17 protein-coding genes are annotated in these 21675 nt (G+C 56.3%); all 17 read right to left on the bottom strand.

The window, feature by feature from the left end; translation table 11 throughout:
- Nucleotides 1-352 precede the first annotated feature (352 nt).
- A complete protein-coding gene (locus N0M98_RS19945; protein ID WP_259618938.1) occupies nucleotides 353-817 on the bottom strand; it encodes a nucleotidyltransferase domain-containing protein in 465 nt (154 codons plus the stop codon).
- Between the two features lie 85 nt (nucleotides 818-902).
- Nucleotides 903-3257, bottom strand: a complete 2355-nt coding sequence (locus N0M98_RS19940) for an AraC family transcriptional regulator (protein ID WP_249865259.1) — start codon at nucleotides 3255-3257, stop codon at nucleotides 903-905.
- Between the two features lie 35 nt (nucleotides 3258-3292).
- Nucleotides 3293-4618, bottom strand: coding sequence for a sulfatase-like hydrolase/transferase (locus N0M98_RS19935; RefSeq protein ID WP_259618937.1), 1326 nt, complete (start codon nucleotides 4616-4618; stop codon nucleotides 3293-3295).
- Nucleotides 4619-4690: 72 nt separating this feature from the next.
- On the bottom strand, nucleotides 4691-6211 hold the full coding sequence (locus tag N0M98_RS19930) for an extracellular solute-binding protein (RefSeq protein ID WP_259618936.1): 1521 nt from the start codon (nucleotides 6209-6211) through the stop codon (nucleotides 4691-4693).
- A gap of 58 nt (nucleotides 6212-6269) precedes the next feature.
- Nucleotides 6270-7148, bottom strand: a complete 879-nt coding sequence (locus N0M98_RS19925) for a carbohydrate ABC transporter permease (RefSeq protein ID WP_259618935.1) — start codon at nucleotides 7146-7148, stop codon at nucleotides 6270-6272.
- Between the two features lies 1 nt (nucleotide 7149).
- A complete protein-coding gene (locus tag N0M98_RS19920) occupies nucleotides 7150-8115 on the bottom strand; it encodes an ABC transporter permease (protein WP_375295506.1) in 966 nt (321 codons plus the stop codon).
- A 224-nt stretch (nucleotides 8116-8339) separates the two neighbouring features.
- Entirely contained in the window at nucleotides 8340-9257 is a 918-nt protein-coding gene (locus tag N0M98_RS19915; protein WP_259618941.1) for an NAD(P)/FAD-dependent oxidoreductase, read from the bottom strand.
- Nucleotides 9258-9280: 23 nt separating this feature from the next.
- Nucleotides 9281-10168, bottom strand: coding sequence for a class I SAM-dependent methyltransferase (locus tag N0M98_RS19910; protein ID WP_375295508.1), 888 nt, complete (start codon nucleotides 10166-10168; stop codon nucleotides 9281-9283).
- A gap of 107 nt (nucleotides 10169-10275) precedes the next feature.
- Nucleotides 10276-10683, bottom strand: a complete 408-nt coding sequence (locus tag N0M98_RS19905) for an Rrf2 family transcriptional regulator (RefSeq protein WP_259618934.1) — start codon at nucleotides 10681-10683, stop codon at nucleotides 10276-10278.
- Nucleotides 10684-10803: 120 nt separating this feature from the next.
- Nucleotides 10804-11634: a response regulator gene (locus tag N0M98_RS19900; protein WP_259618933.1), complete on the bottom strand. Its 831-nt coding sequence runs from the start codon at nucleotides 11632-11634 to the stop codon at nucleotides 10804-10806.
- 179 nt (nucleotides 11635-11813) lie between these two features.
- Nucleotides 11814-13625, bottom strand: coding sequence for a cache domain-containing sensor histidine kinase (locus tag N0M98_RS19895; protein WP_259618932.1), 1812 nt, complete (start codon nucleotides 13623-13625; stop codon nucleotides 11814-11816).
- A gap of 181 nt (nucleotides 13626-13806) precedes the next feature.
- Nucleotides 13807-14592 carry a carbohydrate ABC transporter permease gene (locus N0M98_RS19890; protein ID WP_259618940.1) on the bottom strand — a complete coding sequence of 262 codons (786 nt, stop codon included), beginning with the start codon at nucleotides 14590-14592 and terminating at the stop codon, nucleotides 13807-13809.
- 159 nt (nucleotides 14593-14751) lie between these two features.
- Nucleotides 14752-15621: a carbohydrate ABC transporter permease gene (locus N0M98_RS19885; RefSeq protein WP_249865267.1), complete on the bottom strand. Its 870-nt coding sequence runs from the start codon at nucleotides 15619-15621 to the stop codon at nucleotides 14752-14754.
- A gap of 133 nt (nucleotides 15622-15754) precedes the next feature.
- Nucleotides 15755-17089, bottom strand: coding sequence for an ABC transporter substrate-binding protein (locus N0M98_RS19880; RefSeq protein WP_249865268.1), 1335 nt, complete (start codon nucleotides 17087-17089; stop codon nucleotides 15755-15757).
- A gap of 248 nt (nucleotides 17090-17337) precedes the next feature.
- The gene (locus tag N0M98_RS19875) at nucleotides 17338-18636 is read right to left on the bottom strand and encodes an NCS2 family permease (RefSeq protein ID WP_259618931.1); all 1299 of its coding nucleotides are present in this window, start codon (nucleotides 18634-18636) and stop codon (nucleotides 17338-17340) included.
- A gap of 60 nt (nucleotides 18637-18696) precedes the next feature.
- Nucleotides 18697-20205: a bifunctional metallophosphatase/5'-nucleotidase gene (locus tag N0M98_RS19870; RefSeq protein WP_249865270.1), complete on the bottom strand. Its 1509-nt coding sequence runs from the start codon at nucleotides 20203-20205 to the stop codon at nucleotides 18697-18699.
- Entirely contained in the window at nucleotides 20202-21674 is a 1473-nt protein-coding gene (locus tag N0M98_RS19865; RefSeq protein ID WP_249865271.1) for a sulfatase family protein, read from the bottom strand. The genes N0M98_RS19870 and N0M98_RS19865 overlap by 4 nt, the downstream gene beginning before the upstream one ends.
- Between the last annotated feature and the right edge of the window lies 1 nt (nucleotide 21675).

Genomic DNA, 21675 nt, shown 5'->3' with positions numbered 1-21675 from the left:
TCGATACGTCTAAGCCTACGTATTTTATGGTATCCTTCATAGTACAGACTCTCCTTTGCAATTTAGCTCTGATTTTGGTTTTGGTTTAGCTTCTACTACACCATTATTCCCAAAATTAACCTAAGACATTGCACTGACGGGGAGTCTGTCTCGTTCATGATAACTGTTGTAGCCGGATTTCTTTCATTTTAACCCCTCACACGGGGAAAATCCGTCTACAAAGGCGACCGCGTACGCTGTTCCAACTCTCTACCGACTCTCCGGCCACTTTTTCACCGCTCTCTTAGAAGCGTGGTGAAAAAGTCCGCTGCGGCGTCCATTTGATCCTCCAATCGCTGTCGATAGCTTCGCTTTAAGACGACTGCCACAGTCTGATCATTTCCGCCTTCTCGAATCTCCCCAGCTTCCGGTACGCCTCCGCTTCATAGTCCGGCGACAAGACGGGAAGCCGCATATCCCCCGCTTGCACGATTCGCTTTATGGACGCGAGCGGAGGCGTCTTTTCCCACTGTCCGTCTACCAATTTTTCGATATCGCCCATTATTTCCACTTCGATGCCGTCAACGAGCAGCTTGCCGAAATGAGATCGTATCCGGCCGTTGGATGAATAGGCTACCGGCTTGGCGATATAGCTCGCAAACATGCGCTCCATTGCATAAGCTCCCGCTTCATCGGTTTGAATATCTATATCGTTGGGCTGTACAGGCAAGCCTTGATAAGCCAAGCCGGCACTGCCCGTCAAAGCCCAGTTCAGTTCCGTTGCGGCAAGCCGCGAATAAATAAATTGCACAACAGAGGCAATTGCAGATGAAACCATTCTTTCCCACCGGCCTTTCTTTATCTCAAAATGTTCTTAACGTTCGGCCGCTTATCCTCCAAACCCAACCGGGCCGGAAGCGGCGCTACAGTTTGACCGCTTCCCGGTAGCGGCTCGGCGTAACTCCTTCGATCTTTTTGAAAATGCGGTTAAAATACGTCGGCTGGTAGCCTACGCGCTCGGCGATCTCGTTGATCTTCAAATCCGTTTCCGCCAGCAGACGCTTCGATTGATCCATCCGGATTCGGGTCAAGCAATCGATAAAGTTGCTCCCGGTCGCCTGCCTGAATATGCGGCTGAGCGTCACCGGATTGACGCCGTAGGCATCCGCGTACGACTCCAGCGATACCTCGCTATGATACGAAGTGCGGAGCGATTCGACCATGCTTTCGACGATCCGCCTGTGCTTCGCCTCATGCGTCTCGGCCGTTTGCCGGACCTCCTCCACATAAGGACCGACGACCTTGTGCCGGAACCAGCCGACCGCTTCCTCGGGATCGGTTATCCGGCTCAGCTCCGCATACGGATCGAAGGATGCCGCGTGCGGGTACGGATCGAAACCGGCCTTCAGAAAGTGGAACTGCATATTGCCGAACAGCTGAAGCAGACCTTGCGAGAATAACCGCTGCGTGCTCCTATGCCGGTGGAGCTCGCGGCAGAATCGTTCAGCCGCCTCCATCGCTTCGTCCAGCTGCCCGTCCCGGATCGCCTGATGCAGCTCCGTCTCAGCCACAAACGGATAATGGACCGGCGCGTGCTCTTCGCGGCTGTGCTCCTCGGCGTCCAATATTTGATTCCCTTCGATCAGCTTGCGGTTGCGAATTTCCTGTCTCGCCTCGTCCAGAACGACGGGAATCCGCGTTGCAGCGGGAGTGATCCGGCCGAGGCAAACCGTGACCTCCATGCGGATCGTCGAGCTGATCGCTTGGGTCAGCTGCTCGGCGAATTCATACAGCTCCAGCTTCGCCTGCCGGCTTGACACCCGCGCCGGATAACGGACGAGAAGACCTGCGGACATATCTTGAAAGTTAATCACTTCCGCATGATCGAATTTCGATTGGGCCAGCTCTTCCGTAATATTGGAAGCGGCATAGGACAGATGCTGAATATCGCGCTCCTTGTAATGGGCCGATGACCGCTTGGTCATGCCGTGAAGCTGAATGACGACGACGGCAAAGCTGTCGTCCCCCGGCTCCCAGCCCAGCTCCTCCATCCGGCTTCGCACCTCCGTCTCCGTCCAGGTGTAGAAGTGCCCCTGCACCAGCTGCAGCAGGAAGCCTACGCGCAAGCTCGGCAGCTGTCTGGCCGACAGCTCCCGCAAGCTTTGGCTTTCCAGGCTCAGCTGCCTCCATTCCCGCTCGATGAACGCGACCTCGTTATGCTCGCCGTCCGCGTCGGCCGGCCTTCGGTTGACCCGGATCAGCCCGGTCAAATACCGAATCGGCTCGTACAGCTTGCGCGAGGCGAAGATGGAGATCACGATTCCCGCGAGCAGCCCCGCCAGGCTGACGGCATAGAGCAGCCTGGAGGTAAGCAGAACCGGCGCGGTCATCTTGGATAAGGATACTGCGGATACATAGATCCAGCCGCTGCCGAGCCGGTTCAAGGTGCTGTAGGAGACGGAGTAGCTCTCCTTCCCGTTTGCCGCCGCATAGACGAAGGTGCCGCTGCGCCGGCCCTGGGACAGCACCGCCCGCTTCAGCTCCTCCTCCCTGGCGGAAGGCTGTCCGGAGCCGGCCTCGGCGATCCATACGCCGTCTGCCGCAACCATAAAGGAACTGGCCTCTCCCCCCGCAGTCGGTTCGCTCAGCAATTGCGCCAAGGCGCCCTTGTTCAAATAAATCGCAAGCGCGGCAAAGGGCTGACCGATATCGGCCGGAAGCCGGTAAATCAAGGCCGGCGCCTCCTTGTCCATCTGCTGCAGCAAACCAAGCGACGGGAGCCAGTACGTCGTGTATGGCCCGGCCAGCAAGGAATGGAAGCGCTCTCTATCCAGCGCGCCGAGCGCCGTCACGCCGCCGTCCTCGGAATAGACGGTTCCCGGCCGATCCATATACAAATAAGCCTCCTGAATCAGCGGATTGGAGCCCTTCAGCAGCACCAGCGAGTGAAAAATCTCCCTGATATGCTCGTAGTCGTAATCGGTTTGCAGGTTTAACAGCTTCAGGCCGAATACCGGATTAAACGCCCATTGAGTCGCATTTTTCTCCAGATGCGTCAGCAGCTCGTCCGCTCGAACGACTGCCTGGCTCACCTGCAGCTCCCTCGTGGCGGCGACGGATTTCTCCAGTTGTCCGATGCCGATCCGGTTAACGCAAATGCCGACCAATAAGGTCGGCAAACAAGTAATCGCGAGCACGATAAGCAAGCTCTTGCGGTAAGTTCGGCGCTGTACCCATGAGATAGCCGGCATGTGAAAGGGAAGCTTCCATCCGTTCATCGGTCATCGTACCGCCTTTCTCCTTCGTCTCAGCGCTAAAAGCGCAGCTCCTTCGCGCGCTCGCGGAACTGTGCGACGGCTTCCGCATACTGCGGGTCGGCCATGTAATTGACCGTCTCTTCCTTGTTGCGCGCCAGATCGAACAGCACTTCCGATCCGTCCGTATCGTAATACTGGTATTTCAGATGATCGCGTTTAATCATCAGATTGGTTCCCCCGAATTGGGACACCGTCTCGTTATCCCATCCGGCGGAATCTCCTGCCATCAGCGGCTCAAGGCTGCGGCTATCCAGCCCTTCCGGAGCGGGAATGCCGCACAGATCGCAGATCGTCGCGAACAGATCGCATAGATTCACATTTTCCTCCAAGGTTCTGCCGCCTTGAAACCCGGCCGGATATCGGATGATCAGCGGCACTCTGGCGCTCGCTTCGAAAAACTTCTGCTTCTCCCATACGCCGTGCTCGCCCAGCATCTCCCCGTGGTCGGACGTATAAATGATGATCCAATCGTCCAGATTTTGGCCGACATGCTCCAGCGCCGCCATCACTTGTCCAAAATATCCGTCGATCGTCTCGATCATTCCGTAATAAGCCGCCGTCGCCCGGCGAATGTCCCGCTCGGTTGCGTCGACTCCGGCATGTACGCGGAATTTGCTGAGGAACGGATGGTCGAACAACGGTTCATTGAAATTCGGCGACACCCTGTTCAAGTAATAAGTGAATTTCTCCTCGCTCGTAAAGTAAGGATAATGCGGCTGCAGGAAGCTGACTTTCAATAGAAGCGGCTGAATCTGCTCGCGGTCGTAGTACGTGCTGTTGAAATAATCGTCGATGAATTGCAGCGCTCCCTCCAGCGCATATTCATCGTGGGAGATACACTGTCCGCGGCCGACCCCGGCCCGGCTCACTTCTTTAGGCTGCGGCCATTTCTGGGACGGGACGCGGTACTTCGCATATTCGTCCTCCTGCTTGCCTTCGATATAGCCCGGCTCTGTCTGCATATCGCCGCAGATCCGCCGCGTCCAGCCCATCATCTGGTCGGTTCCCGTATGATGAAGCTTGCCGCTGACGACGGTCTGGTAGCCGTACTGCGACAATCGTCTGGCAAAGGTCATATGCCCGGGCGGCAAATCCTGCCCGAACGTTTCGCATCCGGTCGTTCGCGGGAACTGTCCCGCCATCATGCTCTGCCTGCTTGGAATGCAGATCGGAGAAGGCGTATACGCATTGCGGAACACCGCGCCGGTCGATGCGAGCCGGTCCAGATGAGGCGTGCGTATAACCGGATTGCCTTCATACCCCGTCACGTCCGCCCGATGCTGGTCGCTCATCAAAAACAATATGTTCGGCTTCTTCTTCATCTCGCCAACCACTCCTTTTTTTTTCATTTTTATCCACATGGACCATGAACGAGTCAAAACCGGCGAAGCGACCTACTTTCCTTTTCGCTTCGCATACTCCGCGTTAATCTCCTCGTCTATTTTCCGATACTGTGCATCGGCCTTCAGCTTCGCTACGAACTCGTCCCATGCCGCAATCGGCTCCCGCCCGAGAATAATTTTCACTTTCAAATCCTGAATCTTTTTATCGTAATCTTTGCCTATTTTCAAATAAGTTTCCGAATTCAGCCCTACGGCGGGGTCGGCTACGCTGTATTTGGCCCGCTCGTCGATAATCTGCTTGTTTCTGTTCAAGAAATCGGCCGGAATGCCGGTCTGGTACGCCCTTTCATAGCGATCCAGATTGGCGAACAGGTGCAGGAACACCCCGACATTATCTTTGGCAGCCTGCTCCGTAGGCGCGATGACGCCGTCCTTCACGGTATAATGAACGTCCTTCAAGCCGAAGCTCGCCAGCATCCATCCTTCCTCCGTCGCTCCGTAATCCATGAACTGCAGCAGCTTTTTCATTTTGGCTTCGGGCACCGTCTTCGGGATTACATACATCCCGTACACTCCGGAGTCCTTGGGAACGAATTTGCCGTTCGGCCCTTCCAGGTAAGTGAGCGGCAGCAGATCCGCCTGCGGGTTCGTCTTCCGCATCTGCCCGGTCAGCAGCCATGACGGCTTGATCGCATCGGCAAATATGCCGGCCTTGCTCGTCGTGATCAGGTCGCGCACCTGCGTCGTCTTGAGCGTCGGGAAGTCGGGGGCGATGATACCGTCCTGATACGCCTTCGTCAGCCATACCAGCGCCTCGCGCGTACCCGGCTCATATACTGTATTCAACAATTTGCCGCCCTTTTCCTTCCACCGCCCGTTCGTTCCGTTGAACACGTTCTCTACCCAGCCGAAAGAGCCCATCCCGTCGGAGCTCACCAGTCCGGAGAAGCCGATCGTATCGTTCTTGCCGTTGCCGTCCGGATCTTTCTCCTTGAACGCCTTCATCGTCTCGTACATCTGATCCATATCGGCAGGCACCGGCAAGCCGAGCTTGTCGAGCCAATCTTTGCGGATGAGCGGGAAGGAGCCGGAGCCTTCGAGCGGCCTGACCCGCGGAATGCCGTAGCTGCGGCCGTTGATGCTCGAATTTTGCCAGGACAGAGCCGGAAGCTCGCTTAAATGCTTGTAATCCTTAATATAAGGCGTAAGATCCCAGAACGCCCCTTGGGCGGCCATCGTTTGGACTTGCGGATGATAAGGGTCGAGCACGAGCATCAGCTCCGGAATGTCTCCCGACGCCAGCGTCACATTCATTTTATCGTCGTAATTGTTGCCCGATACCCAGGAGATGTTCAGCTTCGTATTCGTATTTTTCTCGATTTCCTTCTTCGTCACATCGTCTTCCCCCGGAGGCTCCGGCGTGAAGAACACGGTCATGACACTGATCTGCGTCGGACCGGCGTCCTTGCCGGCGTCCGCTCCATTCTGCTCCGCGCCTCCCGAACAACCAGAGAGCAGCGCCGCCGCTCCTACGACGGATGCCAGCGCCAACGTCCATGCTTGCTTTCTCATCTGTATTCAGCCCCTTTAGTTTAATATGAACCCGTGCCTTGGCAGCGCCGACCGGCAGTCATTCCTTAACCGACCCGACCATCGCTCCTTTGGCGAAATGCTTTTGCAAAAACGGATATACGAGCAAAATCGGAATCGTCGCGACGACGACGGCGGCCATCTTCAGCGTCTCCGGCGGAATCGGCTGGTCGCTGGTCAGCTCCAGAGCGGCCGAACCTCCCGATGCGGTGGACGCGTCGATCAGCATATTTTGCAGCAGCACCTGCAACGGCCAAATGTTATGGTTGTTGATGTACAAGATGGCCTGAAAAAACGTATTCCAATAGCCGACGGCGAAAAACAGCCCGAAGGCGGCCATCGCCGGAAGCGATAGCGGCAGAACGATGCGGACCCATGCCTGAATATCGTTGCAGCCGTCCATCGTAGCGGCTTCCTCCAGACTGTCCGGTATGCTGTCGTAGAAGCCTTTCATAAGCAGCACGTACCAGCCGCTGCTCAGCACGGGAACGATCAGCGACCATACGCTGTTGATCAGCCCCAGTTCCCTGACGAGCAAATAATTCGGGATGATGCCCGGCTGAAATAAAGTCGTCAAAAGAACCATCAGCATCAGCATTTTGCGCCCTTCCATCCGTTTGCGCGACAGCGTATAGGAGAGCGCCGAAGTAACCGCCAGCGAGAGCAAAGTGCCCGCCGTTGCGAGAAATCCGCTGATTCCGATCGCATTAATAAACGATTTGGTCGATAAAATATACCGGTAAGAGATAAGGCTCCACGATTCCGGGAACAACACGAAGCCTCTGCTGAAATATTCGTCCGGGTTCGTAAATGAAACGATAAACACGTAGTACAAAGGAAATACGCTGATCAGCCCTACCATTGACAGGATCAGCACATTGACTGCCGTAAACCACCGGTCCGCCGCTTGCCCCCGCATATCAGTACACTCCTTCCTCGCCCATTTTTTTAGCCGCTTTGTTCGCCGCCACGACAAGAATCAAGCCTACCAGCGATTTGAACAGCCCGATCGCCGTGCTGTAGCTGAATTGCCCCTGCTTGATGCCGACCCGGTATACGTAGGTTTCGAACACGTCGGCCACATCGGAGACGGCGCCGTTCATCATCAGGAACACTTGCTCGAACCCGACGTCCATCATATGGCCGATTCGCAGGATAAGCAGAATGACGACGACGTTGCGGATGCAGGGCAGCGTAATATGCCATATTTGCCTGAGCCTGCCCGCCCCGTCCATTTTCGCCGCTTCATACAGTTGCGGATCGATGCCGGCAATGGCCGCCAGGAATATAATCGTCCCCCAGCCCGCGTCCTTCCAGATCGTTTGGGCCGTCAGCAGCAGCCAGAAATAACGGGGATTGGTCAAAAAGTCGATCTGGCTCCAGCCTGCGCTCTGCAGCATCTTGTTTATAACGCCTTCGCTATGCGACAGCATTAAGAAGGTAATCCCGACAATGATCACCCACGAGAAAAAATGCGGCAGGTAGACGATCGTCTGCACCGTCTTCTTGAATGTTTGCTGCTTCAGCTCGTTCAGCAGAACGGATAACAAAATCGGCAGCGGAAAGAAAAGCACAAGGTTCATCACATTAATGCCAAGCGTATTGCGGAACAGCTTCAGAAAATCCGGATTGGCGAAAAATCGCGCAAAATGCTCGAAGCCGACCCACGGGCTGTGCAGCAAGCCTTGGTAAGGGGAGTAATTTTGAAACGAAATCAGAACGCCCCACATCGGCACATATTTAAAAATAAGAAAAAACAAAATGCCCGGCAGCGCAAGCAAGTACAAATACCGGTTGCGCCTCCACATTTTTATCCACCGCTTCTCCTTAGGCCTCTCCGCAAGCCGGTCGACGCCGCGGACTCCGCTGGCGCGTATTGGTGTCATCGCTATCCCTCGTTTCCTCCGTAATGTACCCCCATCATAGCGATGTAAGCGATTACCGGCAATAACACTTTTTTTTGCCGTCCGCCGCGCGCGGTAACACATTTTTAACGCGTTGCACTTTTTTTCGCGAACGCCAAAAAACCGCTCCTCTACAGAAGAAAGCGAGTATTGCCCGCCGTATCTGCAACAAGGAACGGTTTCTTTATGTTGTAGCTTCGCGCTTCTTAGCCGTTGCTTCTCCAAGCTTCCAAGTTCATTTCATTGTTCATGGCTGCCGCGGCGAATGCGCCCATAGAAGCGGCAGCAATAACCTGATGGCGCTGCGAGGCCGCATCCCCCGCGCTGTAGACGCCGGGAATGTTCGTTTTGCCGAACTCGTCGGTAACGACGACTCCCGCTTCCGTCACTTCGCATCCGATAGCCTGCGGCAAATCCGATCCCGGAACCAGCAGCGGTTTGAAAAAGATCCCTCGGCACGGAATCGCCGTTCCGTCCTCAAGAACGACTTGGCGCACGATGCCTTCATTCGAATCAACCGAGCGGATCGGCGCATCGAATAACGGGATTTGCCGGCGGCGCAGCTCCTCGCGCTCCGCATCGGACAGCCCGTCCGGCCCGTTCGTGCAAACGACAAACCGCTTCGTCCAGCCGGATATAAGGGGAGCGAAGTGCATGAGCTCAGCCCCCTGGTGAATAATAACAAGCGGTTCGTCTCTTAATTCCCAGCCGTCGCAATACGGGCAGACGAAGGCGCTTTTCCCGTATACCTCCGCCAGCCCCGGTATCGCCAGCGGCCGGTCCTTCATGCCGAAGGCAAACAGCAGCTTGCGGCTCGCAAAGGTTTGTCCATTCGCCGTCGCTATGCGGAAGCTCCCGTCCGTCCCGGCAACCGATACGGCTATGTCTTCGACGAACGAAACGGACGGATAAGCTCCGATCTGTTCCTTGGCGATCCGCCGAAATTCGTCCGGTTGAATCCCGTCGCGGGTCAGAAACCCGTGGGATTCCCGCGTGACCGCATTGCGCGGGCGGCCTTCGTCGATGACCGCCACCTTTTTCCTTGCCCGTCCCAGCATGAGCGCGGCATTAAGCCCCGCCGGGCCTCCTCCGATAATGACTGCATCGAGAAGCTGATCTTCCATCATTTCTGCACCTCCGTAGTATATTAACCTAGCATATGCTGATGCTTCAAGCGAACCAGCACCTTGCCGAAACGGCCTCCCTGCCGGATTTCCACCTTGCCGTGCGGGTAATTGCTTGCCAAGTAATCGGCGACGATGGTCCGGTTCCGCTCGTCCGTCGGCACCTTCCACATATTCAGCCAGTTGATGGCGTCCTCGAGCGCCGTTTCAACGGAAACCTCCGTCGTTTTCATTTCCCTTGTGACCAGCGTCTCGAAGGAATATCCTTTAAGCAGCAATAAATTCAGCAAATAGGACATCTCCAAATGCTCGGCCCTGCGGGGCTTGTCTGCGAGCAGCGGCCAGACGGCATCGACCAGGCTGTGCTCTCTGGAGCCTACCGAAAGACTGATATAGCAATAATCCCGAGCGCAGCTCAGCACCTTCTCCACGCTCTCCCAATCGACAATGACCGGACACATCGAGACAAACACGAAATCGAAAGCTTTTTCCCATCCTTTGGCTTGAATATCAATATCCTCAAACCGCTCGGCGGCAATTTCCACTTTCCCCGGGGCGATCCCCGCGGCCGCGGTGTTTTCCTTCAGCAAGTCCACCAACGGGGGAGAAGACTCCACGGCGGTGACGCTGGCGCCTCTTAAGGCGAACGGCACGGTAAATCCGCCCGACGCCGCTCCGATATCCAATATCGAGGCGTCTGCAAAGGTTACGCCCCGTCCTTCCAGCCAGTTCATAATCCGCTTCGCTCTTCGTCTGCCCTCTTCGTTGAACGCTTGCTCGTTGAACGCCTTGGCCTTGTTGTCAAACGAGCGCGCCGGATCGATGCCGGCCTGTTTCATCTTGTTCACTGCCGTATGCGCATCTTCCTTCCAAGCCGTTTCCCAGACGTTCTCATCCCATAGTTCCTTGATCACGCTGCATGCCTCCTCATTTTTGGTAAAATACATTCATTGCAAGCAATTATAAAGATATTAAAGACATATTATATCTATAATATAACCAAAAATAGAGCCGCCCTTCACGAAAGAGGAAGATGCGGTAAGTTTTTGGCGAGCTCCGCCATATTTTGCTTTCGTAAATAAGCTTCCATCTCCTCTTCCGCAGCTACCATCACCTTCCGGATCAAACAATCCGGCCCGTGATTGAAGTCGCAGTCGAATAAGGAAGCGGTCCCTTCAATGGCATGAATAATATCGAGGAACGAAATGTCTCCCCAGTTCCGTCTTAACCTGTATCCGCCGTTGGCGCCGGATGCGGATTCAACCATCCCCGCCTTGGCCAGCTTGGTAAGAATTTTTGATAAATACGTAGGCGAAACCTGCTGGTGCTCGGCCAGCTGCTGAACGCCGATATGTTTATCCGGGGCGGCTGCCGCAAGGAAGAGCATCGTGTGAAGAGCATAATTCGTCGCTTTGGAAAACTTCATTGCGCAGTGTCCACCTCGATTACAGACTTTATTTATCTACAATAACCTTTATTCAGACAGTTGTCAACAACCCGGCAAGATTATAAAAAAGCCGCCGAAACCATCGGCAGCCGTGCCTCGTCAGCCCCGGCCGGATAAAAATCGGGCACGGTAGGCGCTTGGCGTCAATCCGGTGAACCGTTTGAATATTTTAATGAAATAATTGTCGTTCTCATACCCGACCTGCGCGCCGATCTCCGATACCTGCAAGCTCGTTTGCTCCAGACGCCGCTTCGCTTCGCCGACACGGATTTGATGCAGGTAATGAATGACGTTCGTCCCCGTCTTTTTCTTGAACAGCGCGCTGATATATTTCTCGTCCATCGACACTTCTTGAGCCAGCGTCTTCAGCGAAATCATCCGGTCGTAATTATTCTTCATAAACCGGATCAGCTTGTCGACTTCCTTATGCCCCGTCTCGCCTTCCGGTCGGCTCGGCCCGGATAACAGCGGCGCATCGCGGTCCTGCTCCCGGCTTAGCTCCGCCTCCCGCGGCCTTGCCTCGCCGGCGGCAGTCTGCCCGCCCGGCTTCCGCTTCTGCAGCTCCGCCTCTACCTTGACCAGCGCATCCACCAGCGACTGCACGTTCATCGACAGCTTCAGAATATAGTTGGAGGCTCCGAGCTCCATCGCCTGCCGTACGTATTCGAAATCGCCGAGGCAGGAGAGCATAATAAACCGGCTTTCGATCCCGGCCTCGCGCACCCGCTGCAGCAGCTCCACGCCGTTCATCTTCGGCATCAGAATATCGCAGATGACCAGGTCAGGCCGCCGCTGCACGATGAAGGCGAGCGCCTCCTCGCCGTTGCCCGCCTCGCCGATCACATCATAGCCGAGACGATGCCAATCGACGATGCGCCTGACGGATTCGCGGACGAACACTTCATCTTCTACCAGCAATACGGTCCACATCGTTATGCCCCCTCCGCTCCTCGTCTTGGCGTATCCCGATAATACCATGCATTCATCTCTCATCGTACCACGGAGAAACCCGCGGCGCATATGAACAAATTCCTGCTCCGAATAGAACAAAATCCTGCATTTTTACGGCATGGCCCCTACGCAATAGAACGATTTCCCGCAGCTCGCCGTCATTCGCCGCCGGCAATTGCCGGATCGTCCGGCGGGCTAGTCCGGACCGGGGCTTCATACGGCTTCGACAGCAGCAGCGGCAGCGAGAAGCGGATCAGCGTCCCCTGGGCAAGCGGCACGATGTCCAGCGCCGACCGCCCCTTGAACAGCAGCTCCAGCCTTTCCCTCAGGTTGCTGATGCCGATGCCCGGGCGCGTGCGTCCCGTCTTCTCCCGCGGCTTGATCCCCGCTCCGTTATCCTCCACCTCCAGAATCAGGCTGCCGCCCCGTGCATAGGCCCGGATCGTGATCAGCCCTTCGCCGTCCAGCTCCATCAAGCCGTGCTGAATGCTGTTCTCGACCAGCGGCTGCAGACTCAGCTTCGGAATCAGCGCGTATTCCAGTCCGGGCTCGGTTTCGTAGCGCATCTCGAACAACTGCTTGTAACGGAAGCTTTGAATATGGACGTAAGACTTCACAAGCTGCAGCTCGTCCTGCACATGAATGAGCTCCAGCTCCGAATTGAGTCCCGCTTCCAGCAGCTTGCCCAGACTGACGCAAATGTCGGCGATATCCGTCTGCTGCTCCACCAAAGCGAGCCATTTGACCGTATTGAGCGTATTCAGCAAAAAATGCGGATTTGTCTGCGACAGCAGCACCTGGAAGCGAACCGCCTCCTTCTTCCGCTCCTCCACCTTCAGACGCTGAACCAGCTCCTCCATATCCTCCATCATCCGGTTGAATGCCCGCGTCAGCTCCAGCACTTCCCCGCGGCGGTTCGCCTCGGGCAGCTTCACCCGAAAGCGCCGGTCTACGGCATCGGCCATCCTGCGCTGCAGCTGATGCAGCGGCTTCGTGATCGCGGAGGAAATCAGCAGCGTAATCGTGATGAAGGCGAGCGTCAGCGATACCGAGACGGTGAAAAACGACTGCTTCAGCTTGTCGACCTCGGCGTAAATGACGTTCAGCGGAACCTGCTTGACGATCACCTTGTCCAGCCGCGGCAGCTTCGAATAAATATGGAGATAACTGCCCGAGACATAGTAGCCCTGCTCCTTCAAATCCGGCAAGTCCCGGAGCACGTCCGTCTGAAGCCTTCTGCCCGTCTTGTTGTCGGCCAGCACCGTCCCGCCTTGATCCAGCAGCAAATACGTCTCCTGCGAAAATTCGGTCGCAATGCGGAACCATTCGTAGATATCGACGCTAACGCGCAGGGCGGCAAACGGCGTATTGCTGGCGCTCTTCAGCGCCGCGGCATAAGAGAGCAGCTGCGGGCTGCGCGACACGTCGCGGCTCGTGTAGTTGTCCTCCCAGCTCCATTCATATACGGCGGGCTGTCTCATCGCCTTGGCATACCAAGCTTCTTTAACCGTCCGCTCATAAGACAAGCTCTCGTACGGCTGATACGAAGCATAGACATGACCCGTAAAATCGGCGATCGTATAATAGGCGGGAGAGAGACTGATGAACAAGCTGTTCATAATCGATTTGAACTTCGTGTCGATCAAATAGACCCGCTGCAGGCTGTCGTATTGCCCGGGATTTTGCAGCACGGCCGCGACTGCAGCGTCCTGCTCCAGCAATATGACCGTTTTGTACACCACATTCAAATAATCTTCGAGTGACTTGTTCATCGCAATCATCTGATCCAGATTTTGATCCGCCGTCTGCTTCCGCAGCACGCCCTCCACCCGGTTGAAGTTGTACAGATTCAGCCCGGCGTGAGGAATGAGAATCAACAGCACAAAGGCCAAAAACAAGCGGTTTTTGAGCGTTTTGGGCGCCCAGTCGGGCAGCTTGAACCATGCTTGTCTACGGGGTGGCAGCCGCATCGGGCGTCTTGCCTCCTTTGATTGGATTTGCCGATTCTTAGATCGATACCTTCAGCTTAATATATCGGGGCATCAAGCGTCCACCGGGAAATGTCCCGGCGGCAGACGAATGTCTCAAGCAGGAGGTCATTAAAACAAGCCTTCCTTGATGGAAGGCTAAAGACGAATTCGGCTTACGCCTTTATCCCTTGACCGCCGTGCCGGACAAGCCCTGAATAATGAAGCGCTGGCCGATCAAAAACAATGCGAGCATCGGCAGTATCCCGGCTGACGCCGCCGCCATCATCCCGTTGTAATCGACATTGAATTCCATAATAAAATTTTGCAGCCCGAGCGGCACCGTATACAGCTCGCGGCTGATCAGAAAGACGAGCGCGTTCTCGAAGTCGTTCCAATGCCACGAGAAATCGATCACGGCGAGCGTGGCGAGCGCAGGCTTGGCCAGAGGCAGCATCATCTGCGTAAAAATCCGCGCATGGCCCGCCCCGTCGATAAACGCCGATTCGGAAATTTCCTTCGGTATCGTAATGAAAAACTGCCGCATCATAAAGACGCCGAAAATCGTAATCATTCCGGGCAAAATAAGAGCCCAATGCGTATTGAAGATGCCCATCCATTTGAACATAATAAATTTCGGCACGAACAGCACCTGCGGCGGGATCATCATCATCGCGATATAGATCAGAAACAGCGTGTCCCGGCCTTTAAACTCGACCTTGGTAAAGCCGTATGCGGCCAAAGCCGACAGAAACGTCGCTCCCGCCGTGCTGAGCAGCGAAACCTTGAGCGAATTAAGATAATACGGTACGAAGCTGGCCGTTCCGGTCCATATTTTCAGATGATGCTCCCAAACGAAATGCGCGGGAATCCACTGAATCGGATAAGCGAATACTTCTCCCGGCGTCTTAAACGAAGTGGAGATCATCCACGCGAACGGCAGCACCATCGCGACGGCGAACAATAGCATAACCGCCGTAACGGCGCCCTTTCGCAGCCTGCGGATCGTTTCTTTGCGAATCGCCGCGGCTTGCGGCGGGCGGCTCGAAGCGGCGTAATCGACGTTCGATTGCATGACGGCAATCGCCTCCTTGAACAGTTATGAATAATGCTTCGGATCGCACAGATGTCAATAATGGACCCATTTTTTTTGCCCGATCCACTGGATGGCCGTAATGACGAGGATGACCGCGAACAAGGCCCACGATATCGTGGCCGCATAACCCATCTCGTAATAGCGGAAAGCGGTCTTGTATACGTACAGCGACATAATGAGCGAGCTGCTGCCGGGTCCGCCTTGGGTCAGCGCTTCGATCATGCCGAACGTTTTGATCGTCATGATCAGCCCGGTCACGACCAGCATGAACGTCGTAGGGCTGACCAGCGGAAGCATGATCCGCAGGACGGTCTGCGGCGCGGTGGCTCCGTCGATTTTGGCCGCCTCCAGCAGCTCCGGCGAAATTTCCTGCAGCGCGGCCAAATAGATGATCATATTGTAGCCGAGCATAAACCAGATCCAGATGATGTCGACGGCGGCCATCACGGTGTCGGGAGACGTCAGCCATCCCGGGGGATTGCTTAAGCCAAGGCTTGTCAGCAGACCGTTAATCGGCCCCTGCTTCGGCTGAAACAGCAGCATCCAGACGAAGGCGACCGCGACCCCGCTCGTAATGTAGGGCATAAAGTAGAACGCCCGCAGCAGCGTTTTCCAATACACCGATCGGTTCAAGACGACCGCGACGAGGAAGGCCAGCGCTACCGACACCGGGACGCTCGCCAAAAACAGCAAGGTGTTTTTCAAAGAGACATAGAACAGCTCGTCATGAAACAAACGTTGTATATTATCCAGGCCGATAAAATGAAACACCGGGCTCGTAAACTTCCAATCCGTGAACATCAGCACCGCCGAGAATAGCGCAGGGATGATGAAAAACAACAGCACCCCGAGCAGATTCGGCAAGATGAAAGCATACCCGATCCACAGCTGCCTTTTGCGCATCACAATCCGCTCCCTATAGGCCGGTCGGCGAAAAGAAGCGGCCGCTGCCCGCGGGCTTCGGGACCGCAGGGCCGGATCGACCCGGAAACCGAAGCTCTTCGGGCGTGCCGGCCGCTCTTTCCCGCCACCCGTTTTATTTTTTATTTTGCTTCAAATAGTCGTTATGCCGGCGGGCGATAGCCTCCAGCGTCGCCTTGACATCCTTCTTGCCCGTGAAGAAATTCTCGTACTCCTCCTGGCGCAGGTCCATCACCTGCTTCGGCAGGGAGCGGGTATATTTCGCCGAATCGTTGAACAGCACTTTCTTCAGCGATTCTTGATCATAGGTCGCGGCGTTGTCCCCAAGCAGCAGCTTCAGCGTTTCATCCGCGTTCACCGATTTGGAGGCCGGGAATCTTCCGCCGGGCACCATCGGCAGCATGCCGCCGTCCGCATACCACGTCAGGAATTTCCAGGCGGCTTCCTTGTTTTTCGACTTGGCGTTGATCGAGATGGCATCGCCGGTTCCACCCCGCGTAACGAAATCCTCCGCCTTGTCGGTCAGCCGCGGCACCGGGGCGAAGGCGATCTTGAACGATCGCGGGTTATCCTTCATATTGTTGGCGCTGCGGAAAATCCACGTTCCCGCGTTCAGCATCGCCGCTTCGCCTTTGAGAAATACGGTTTCCACCGGCATCTTGGAGGTAACCTGCTCGGCGTAAGGCACCGTCGTCCGGCCGTCCTGCATCATCGCTTTGAGCGTTTCCAGCCATTGGCCGTACAGCGGATGATCCATATTGGAGCTGCCGTCCGGCTTTGTGTAGCCGTATTTGGTCGAGACGGAATCGAGCGGGTCCGGGAACGGCTCCAGATGCTGAACCAATCCGTAGCGGCTGTCGCTCTTCAGCTTTTCGGCGTACATCTTCATATCCTGCCATGTCCAGGCATCGGGAACCTTCAATCCGGCCTGATCGAGCAAATCCTTGTTAAACCATACGAAAAACTGGCTTTTGCTCGTCGGCATCCCGTAATATTTGCCGTTCGTCTTCCATTCCGCCGCTCCGGCGATTTTCTCGTCGATGTTGTAGTCCTTGAAGGTGCCCAAATCGACGGCGAATCCGGCGTCCACCCGGCGCTGCAGCAGCGTCTGCGAGTAGCTGACGAACAGATCGACGCCCTGATCCGTGGTCAGCGCCGTGTCCAGCTTCATATTGCCCGCGTCGTCATTGACGAAGCGCTCGTATTTGACCTGAATGTCCGGGTGCTGGGCGTTCCAGGCGTCGACGACCTCCTGCGGACCGGATTCGGCGGGAACGCCGCCCCACATCGTCAGCGTTATTTTCTCATTCGGCTTGCTCTGAGCCGCTTCTCCTCCGCTTGAAGGAGCGGCCGTCCCTTCCGTCGTAGCCGTTCCCGTCGAACAGCCGGATATCGCCGCGCATACGGCCGCCGCCGCCAATAACGTCATCGTTTTTTTGTTTATTGTCATCGCTAACCCCTCCGTTATCTCCATCGCTTCCTTCCTGCTACTACAATATATCACCCGGCCATCCGGCCGGTAAGGAACGATTTCCACCGATGCGTATAACGATCTCGTGAACTTGGCGGCTTCGGCGATAGAACGATTTCGTCTTGTTATCCGTTTATGCAAAAAAGCAGGCCCGGCCGCGGCCTGTCTGTCGTTTGCGAAAAAAAAGACCGAGACGCCGGTCACTGTTCCGGCAGCCTCGATCCTGTCTATCCTATCGCATGAAAAATAAAATTGATTAAAAACAATCCTGCAATCAAATACAGCGGAAACGAGATTTCCTTCGCTTTGCCCTGCGCCAGCTTCAAGACGACATAGGCCATAAAGCCGAACGCCATGCCGTCGACAATGCTGTATGTCAAGGGAATCAGGGCGATGATGAGAAAAGCGGGAAAGCCTTCCCCGAACTTCGCAAAGTTAATGCGCTGGACGCCGGCGCTCATCAGTCCTCCTACGATCATCAGGATCGGGGCAATCGCGCTGTCCGGAATCAGCTTAATTACCGGAATGCAAAATATCGCGACCAGGAACAACAGCCCCGTCGTGATGGCCGTCAGCCCTCGGGTTCCTCCGGCCGATATGCCCGCGGCGCTCTCCGCGGTCGAAACCGTAGGACTCGTACCGAAAATACCGGCAGTGATGACGGATACCGCGTTGGCCTGCAAGGAACGGGCGAATTTCTGCGGCTCCCCGGCCATGCGCAGGTGGCTGTGAATCATGCCGATATTTTCGAATACAATGACTAGCGCCAGCGTGAAAGCCGCGATCCAGAACGATGCGGAGGCGATGCTTGCGAACGACAATGCGCCGATAACGTCCAGATAAATCTGCGGCGATACATGACCGCCCGCCGCCTCGCTCAAGCTGACTTGACCGAATCCGATGGCAAGCGCGGTGCCCGCCGCGATCGTGATCAGGAAGCCTCCCGGCACATTGCGGACATGCAGCACTAGCGCAACGAGCAGCGTCGCTAAAGTCAACGCCGTGTGCGGGTCGGCGAAATCGCCGAGCGCTACGAACGTCGTTGCGCTGGAGACGACGATGCCTCCTTTTTGCAGGCCGATAAATGTAAGGAATAATCCGATGCCGACGGTCGTCGCCTCCTTCAGCGAGTCGGGAATCGACTGCGATATCGACTGCGCCAGCGGAGTAAAAGCGACGAGCGCGAACAGCAGCCCCGAGACGCAAACCGCACCCAGCGCTTCCTGCCAGGAAAGCCCCATCGTTTGAACGACCGTATACGTAAACAAGGCGTTGATTCCCATACCGGGAACGAGAATAATCGGCGCGTCGGCCCATAATCCCATCAGCATGCAGCCCGCGAAGGAAGTTAGCGCGGTCGCAATAATCCCCGCTTCCAGCGGGATGCCGGCATCTTCCAGGATAGAGGAATTTACGGCGATAATGTACACAATCGTGAAAAAAGATACGACGCCGGCAAGCAGCTCTTTGCGCACCGGGCTCCGGGATAATCCCGTTTCCGCCGGCCGGCCGGCTTGTTTACTCATTCATGCTGAACCTTCCTTCTGTATAGCCCCTCGCCCACCCTATGCTTTTTATAACATCAATCAGGTTGTCGCTGCAAGCGGCGGGACGACAACGATCCGATCCTCAAGCTGCGGCCGAATCGTTCCCAGCTTGCGGATATGCTCGATCACGAGATCGCGCATGATCATGGAAGTGTCGCGCACCCGCGCTGCGGCCGCGAATGCGGTAAATCCGTCCCCGCCCTTGCACGTGAAATCGTCGGAGGCGACCTTGTAGATACGGTTCTCGTCCAGCGGCAGACCGCCGATCAGCGCCTCGGAGACAAGGCTGCCTGGCTCGGCCGAAGGATCGACGACCATCGTTACCCCCGACTGTTCGAGCACTCCGGCGTTCATCCCCGCGCTCTGCTCCAGCACTTCCCTTAGCTCGCGTCCCGTCATCTCCATGACGAGCACATTATTGTTGAACGGCACGACACTGATGATATGCCCGACCGTAATATCTCCCTGATCTACGTCGGCGCGCAATCCGCCGGGATTGGTGAACGCGACATCCGCCTCTGTGTAGAGCCTAATGGCATCCGTAATGATATTGCCGAGCACCGACTCGCCGAAATAATTGCGCGTCAGCGCTTCCTCGGCATAGCCGATTTTCTGATCGATCAGCTGCTTCAAGCGGTCGTCCCAATATTGCACGCGCGCCTCCACCGCCGGGTCCGGCTCGATCCGGTCGGAGTAAATCGGCTCCAGATGCCCTTCATAGGAGACGATCCTGCGCTGTGACTTATCGACCCGGAGCTTCAAATAGCCGACGAACGTCCCGAGTCCGCGCGTCGAGCAGAGCAGCGTTCCCGTTTCCTTCACCACGTAAGGCTTCGCGATCGATTTGTGGGCGTGGCCCGTAATCATCAGATCGATGCCTTTGACATGGCTGCACATCCGCACATCCTCTTCAAAGTCTTCCTCCACATGCACCTCGCGGTCCGTCGTCGACTGCTCCGCAGGCACCCCTTCGTGAGCGAGCACGATCACCAGATCGACATGCGGCCTCAGCAGATTGACATACTCCTGCAGCAGCGATTCCTGCTCGCGGAAGTCGAGATCCCGGACGAGATCGACTTGTATCGTTTCGTAACCGGCCTTTTTCCCGTGAATGCCGATGACGCCGATCTTCAAACCGCCCTTCTCCAGTATTTCATACGGTTTGGCGAATAAAATATTCGTTCCTTTATAGAAAATGCTGCCCGACAAAAAAGGAAACTGCGCCTGCGCCACCAGCTTGCGCGCATTGGGCACGCCGTGATCGAATTCGTGGTTTCCGATGCACGAGGCATCGATGCCGATCGCGTTGAACAAATCGACGGGGGCTTCTCCGCTGGTCAGGAAGCTGATCGCCGGGCCGGTAATAATGTCTCCGGCATCGAGCACAAGCACGTTTGGCTCGCCGGCCCGAACCTTGTTAATATAGGAAGCCATATAGGCCGCGCCGCCCATCATCGGCTCCCCTTCGATCCAGGTCGCCTTTACAGGCTTATCTTGCGCATGGAAATCATTTGTATACAAAATGGTCAATTCGATTGGCTCCGTCATTCGTCGCTCTCCTCCGTTGTCTGCCTGGCGGCCGAGATAAGCCGCTCCTGATTTTGCCGTTCCTTAAACAGCCGCCCGTTCTGGTTAAACGCGGGCTTGCCCGTTACCCCCGGCCCGGCCAAATTGCTCTGTCCCGTCCCGGTTACGGGCAGCCTGGCGCCGTCGAGAGCCGGGTCCGCGTATTGGAGAAACCAGCGGTCCAGCCGGCTCCGCAGCTCTTGCACCCGCTCCTGATAGTCCGGGTCGTCGTACAGGTTCGTCCGCTCGCGCGGGTCGCGCTCCAGATCGTACAGTTCGAACGGGCCGTACGGATAACGGTGAATATATTTGTACCGCTCCGTGCGGATCATCCGAACGGGGCCGTATTCGTCGTATACGACGACCTCGCGCCGCTCGTCGCCGCCCTGTCCTTCCAGGATCGACAGGAAGCTGCCGCCCGGCAATGCGTCGGCCTGCGGATGGCCGATACCGACATAATCCAGCAGCGTCGGCATCACGTCGTATTGGCTGAGCAGCGCCCCGTGCACCCGTCCTTGCGGAATGCGGCCGGGATGGCTGAAGATCGCGGGAATTTTGACCGAATTGTCGTACATGTTCTGCGGATACGTCCCGTTGCCTTTGCCCCAGATGCCGCCCTGGCCGCAGCTGAAGCCGTTGTCGCTCATGAAGACGATCAGCGTCTGCTCGCGGATGGCGAGCCGCTCCAGCTGATCCAGAATCAAGCCGACGTTATGATCCATCGCCGTCACCGCCGCAAAGTAGCCCTTCAAGTTGTCGCGCGGATTCGTGCGGACATCCGCCGGACTCGTCAGCTCAAGCGACCAGGGATGCTCCGGCTCCTGCGGGCATGAATCGAACGGGCAGTCGTCGTACAGACCGACATACTCCTGCGGATGCTCTCCGATCCACAGATGATGCGGAGCCGTATAGTGCACGCTTAGATAAAACGGCCGCTCCTCCCGCGCCTGTCTGTCGATAAACGCCATCGCGTCTTCGGTAATAAGGTCGGTCAAATAGCCCTGCTCCTTGACGGGCCGGCCGTCGCGAACCATCGTCGGATCGAAATAATGGCCGCCGTCGTAAATGTAGGTGTACCAATGGCTGAAGCCTTTTTGCGCTTCGGTATCGTTGCACAGCCCCCATTTGCCGCTGAGGCCGCAGACGTAGCCCGCTTCGGCCAGCAGCTCGGTGTAAGCCGTATGTCCGTCCAAATATTGCAGGCGCGGATTGTCGTTCTCCCGGATAAAATCGTGAACTCCGTGCTGCGACGGCATTTTCCCCGTCAAAATGGTTGCACGCGCGGGAGCGCATACCGGCGAGCTGCAGAAAAAGTTCTCGAATCGGACGCCCTGCCCGGCGAGCCGGTCCAGGTTCGGGGTTCTGATCTCCGGATTGCCCGCGCAGCCCAGCGCCCAAGGTCCCTGATCGTCCGTTAAAATAAACACGATATTCGGCTGCTTCGCGCTCATG

This window comes from Paenibacillus doosanensis, assembly GCF_025060755.1.
GTDB classification, from domain to species: Bacteria; Bacillota; Bacilli; order Paenibacillales; family NBRC-103111; genus Paenibacillus_S; species Paenibacillus_S doosanensis.
Note: the sequence above shows the minus strand (reverse complement) of the source record. Positions and strands in the feature narration are given on the sequence as shown.

What these genes read in the sequence shown, in the direction of transcription:
- N0M98_RS19945 (WP_259618938.1), bottom strand. Translation starts at nt 817, where the DNA reads ATGGTTTCATCTGCAATTGCCTCTGTTGTGCAATTTATTTATTCGCGG.
- N0M98_RS19940 (WP_249865259.1), bottom strand. Translation starts at nt 3,257, where the DNA reads ATGAACGGATGGAAGCTTCCCTTTCACATGCCGGCTATCTCATGGGTA.
- N0M98_RS19935 (WP_259618937.1), bottom strand. Translation starts at nt 4,618, where the DNA reads ATGAAGAAGAAGCCGAACATATTGTTTTTGATGAGCGACCAGCATCGG.
- N0M98_RS19930 (WP_259618936.1), bottom strand. Translation starts at nt 6,211, where the DNA reads ATGAGAAAGCAAGCATGGACGTTGGCGCTGGCATCCGTCGTAGGAGCG.
- N0M98_RS19925 (WP_259618935.1), bottom strand. Translation starts at nt 7,148, where the DNA reads ATGCGGGGGCAAGCGGCGGACCGGTGGTTTACGGCAGTCAATGTGCTG.
- N0M98_RS19920 (WP_375295506.1), bottom strand. Translation starts at nt 8,115, where the DNA reads ATGACACCAATACGCGCCAGCGGAGTCCGCGGCGTCGACCGGCTTGCG.
- N0M98_RS19915 (WP_259618941.1), bottom strand. Translation starts at nt 9,257, where the DNA reads ATGGAAGATCAGCTTCTCGATGCAGTCATTATCGGAGGAGGCCCGGCG.
- N0M98_RS19905 (WP_259618934.1), bottom strand. Translation starts at nt 10,683, where the DNA reads ATGAAGTTTTCCAAAGCGACGAATTATGCTCTTCACACGATGCTCTTC.
- N0M98_RS19900 (WP_259618933.1), bottom strand. Translation starts at nt 11,634, where the DNA reads ATGTGGACCGTATTGCTGGTAGAAGATGAAGTGTTCGTCCGCGAATCC.
- N0M98_RS19895 (WP_259618932.1), bottom strand. Translation starts at nt 13,625, where the DNA reads ATGCGGCTGCCACCCCGTAGACAAGCATGGTTCAAGCTGCCCGACTGG.
- N0M98_RS19890 (WP_259618940.1), bottom strand. Translation starts at nt 14,592, where the DNA reads ATGCTATTGTTCGCCGTCGCGATGGTGCTGCCGTTCGCGTGGATGATC.
- N0M98_RS19885 (WP_249865267.1), bottom strand. Translation starts at nt 15,621, where the DNA reads ATGCGCAAAAGGCAGCTGTGGATCGGGTATGCTTTCATCTTGCCGAAT.
- N0M98_RS19880 (WP_249865268.1), bottom strand. Translation starts at nt 17,089, where the DNA reads ATGACAATAAACAAAAAAACGATGACGTTATTGGCGGCGGCGGCCGTA.
- N0M98_RS19875 (WP_259618931.1), bottom strand. Translation starts at nt 18,636, where the DNA reads ATGAGTAAACAAGCCGGCCGGCCGGCGGAAACGGGATTATCCCGGAGC.
- N0M98_RS19870 (WP_249865270.1), bottom strand. Translation starts at nt 20,205, where the DNA reads ATGACGGAGCCAATCGAATTGACCATTTTGTATACAAATGATTTCCAT.
- N0M98_RS19865 (WP_249865271.1), bottom strand. Translation starts at nt 21,674, where the DNA reads ATGAGCGCGAAGCAGCCGAATATCGTGTTTATTTTAACGGACGATCAG.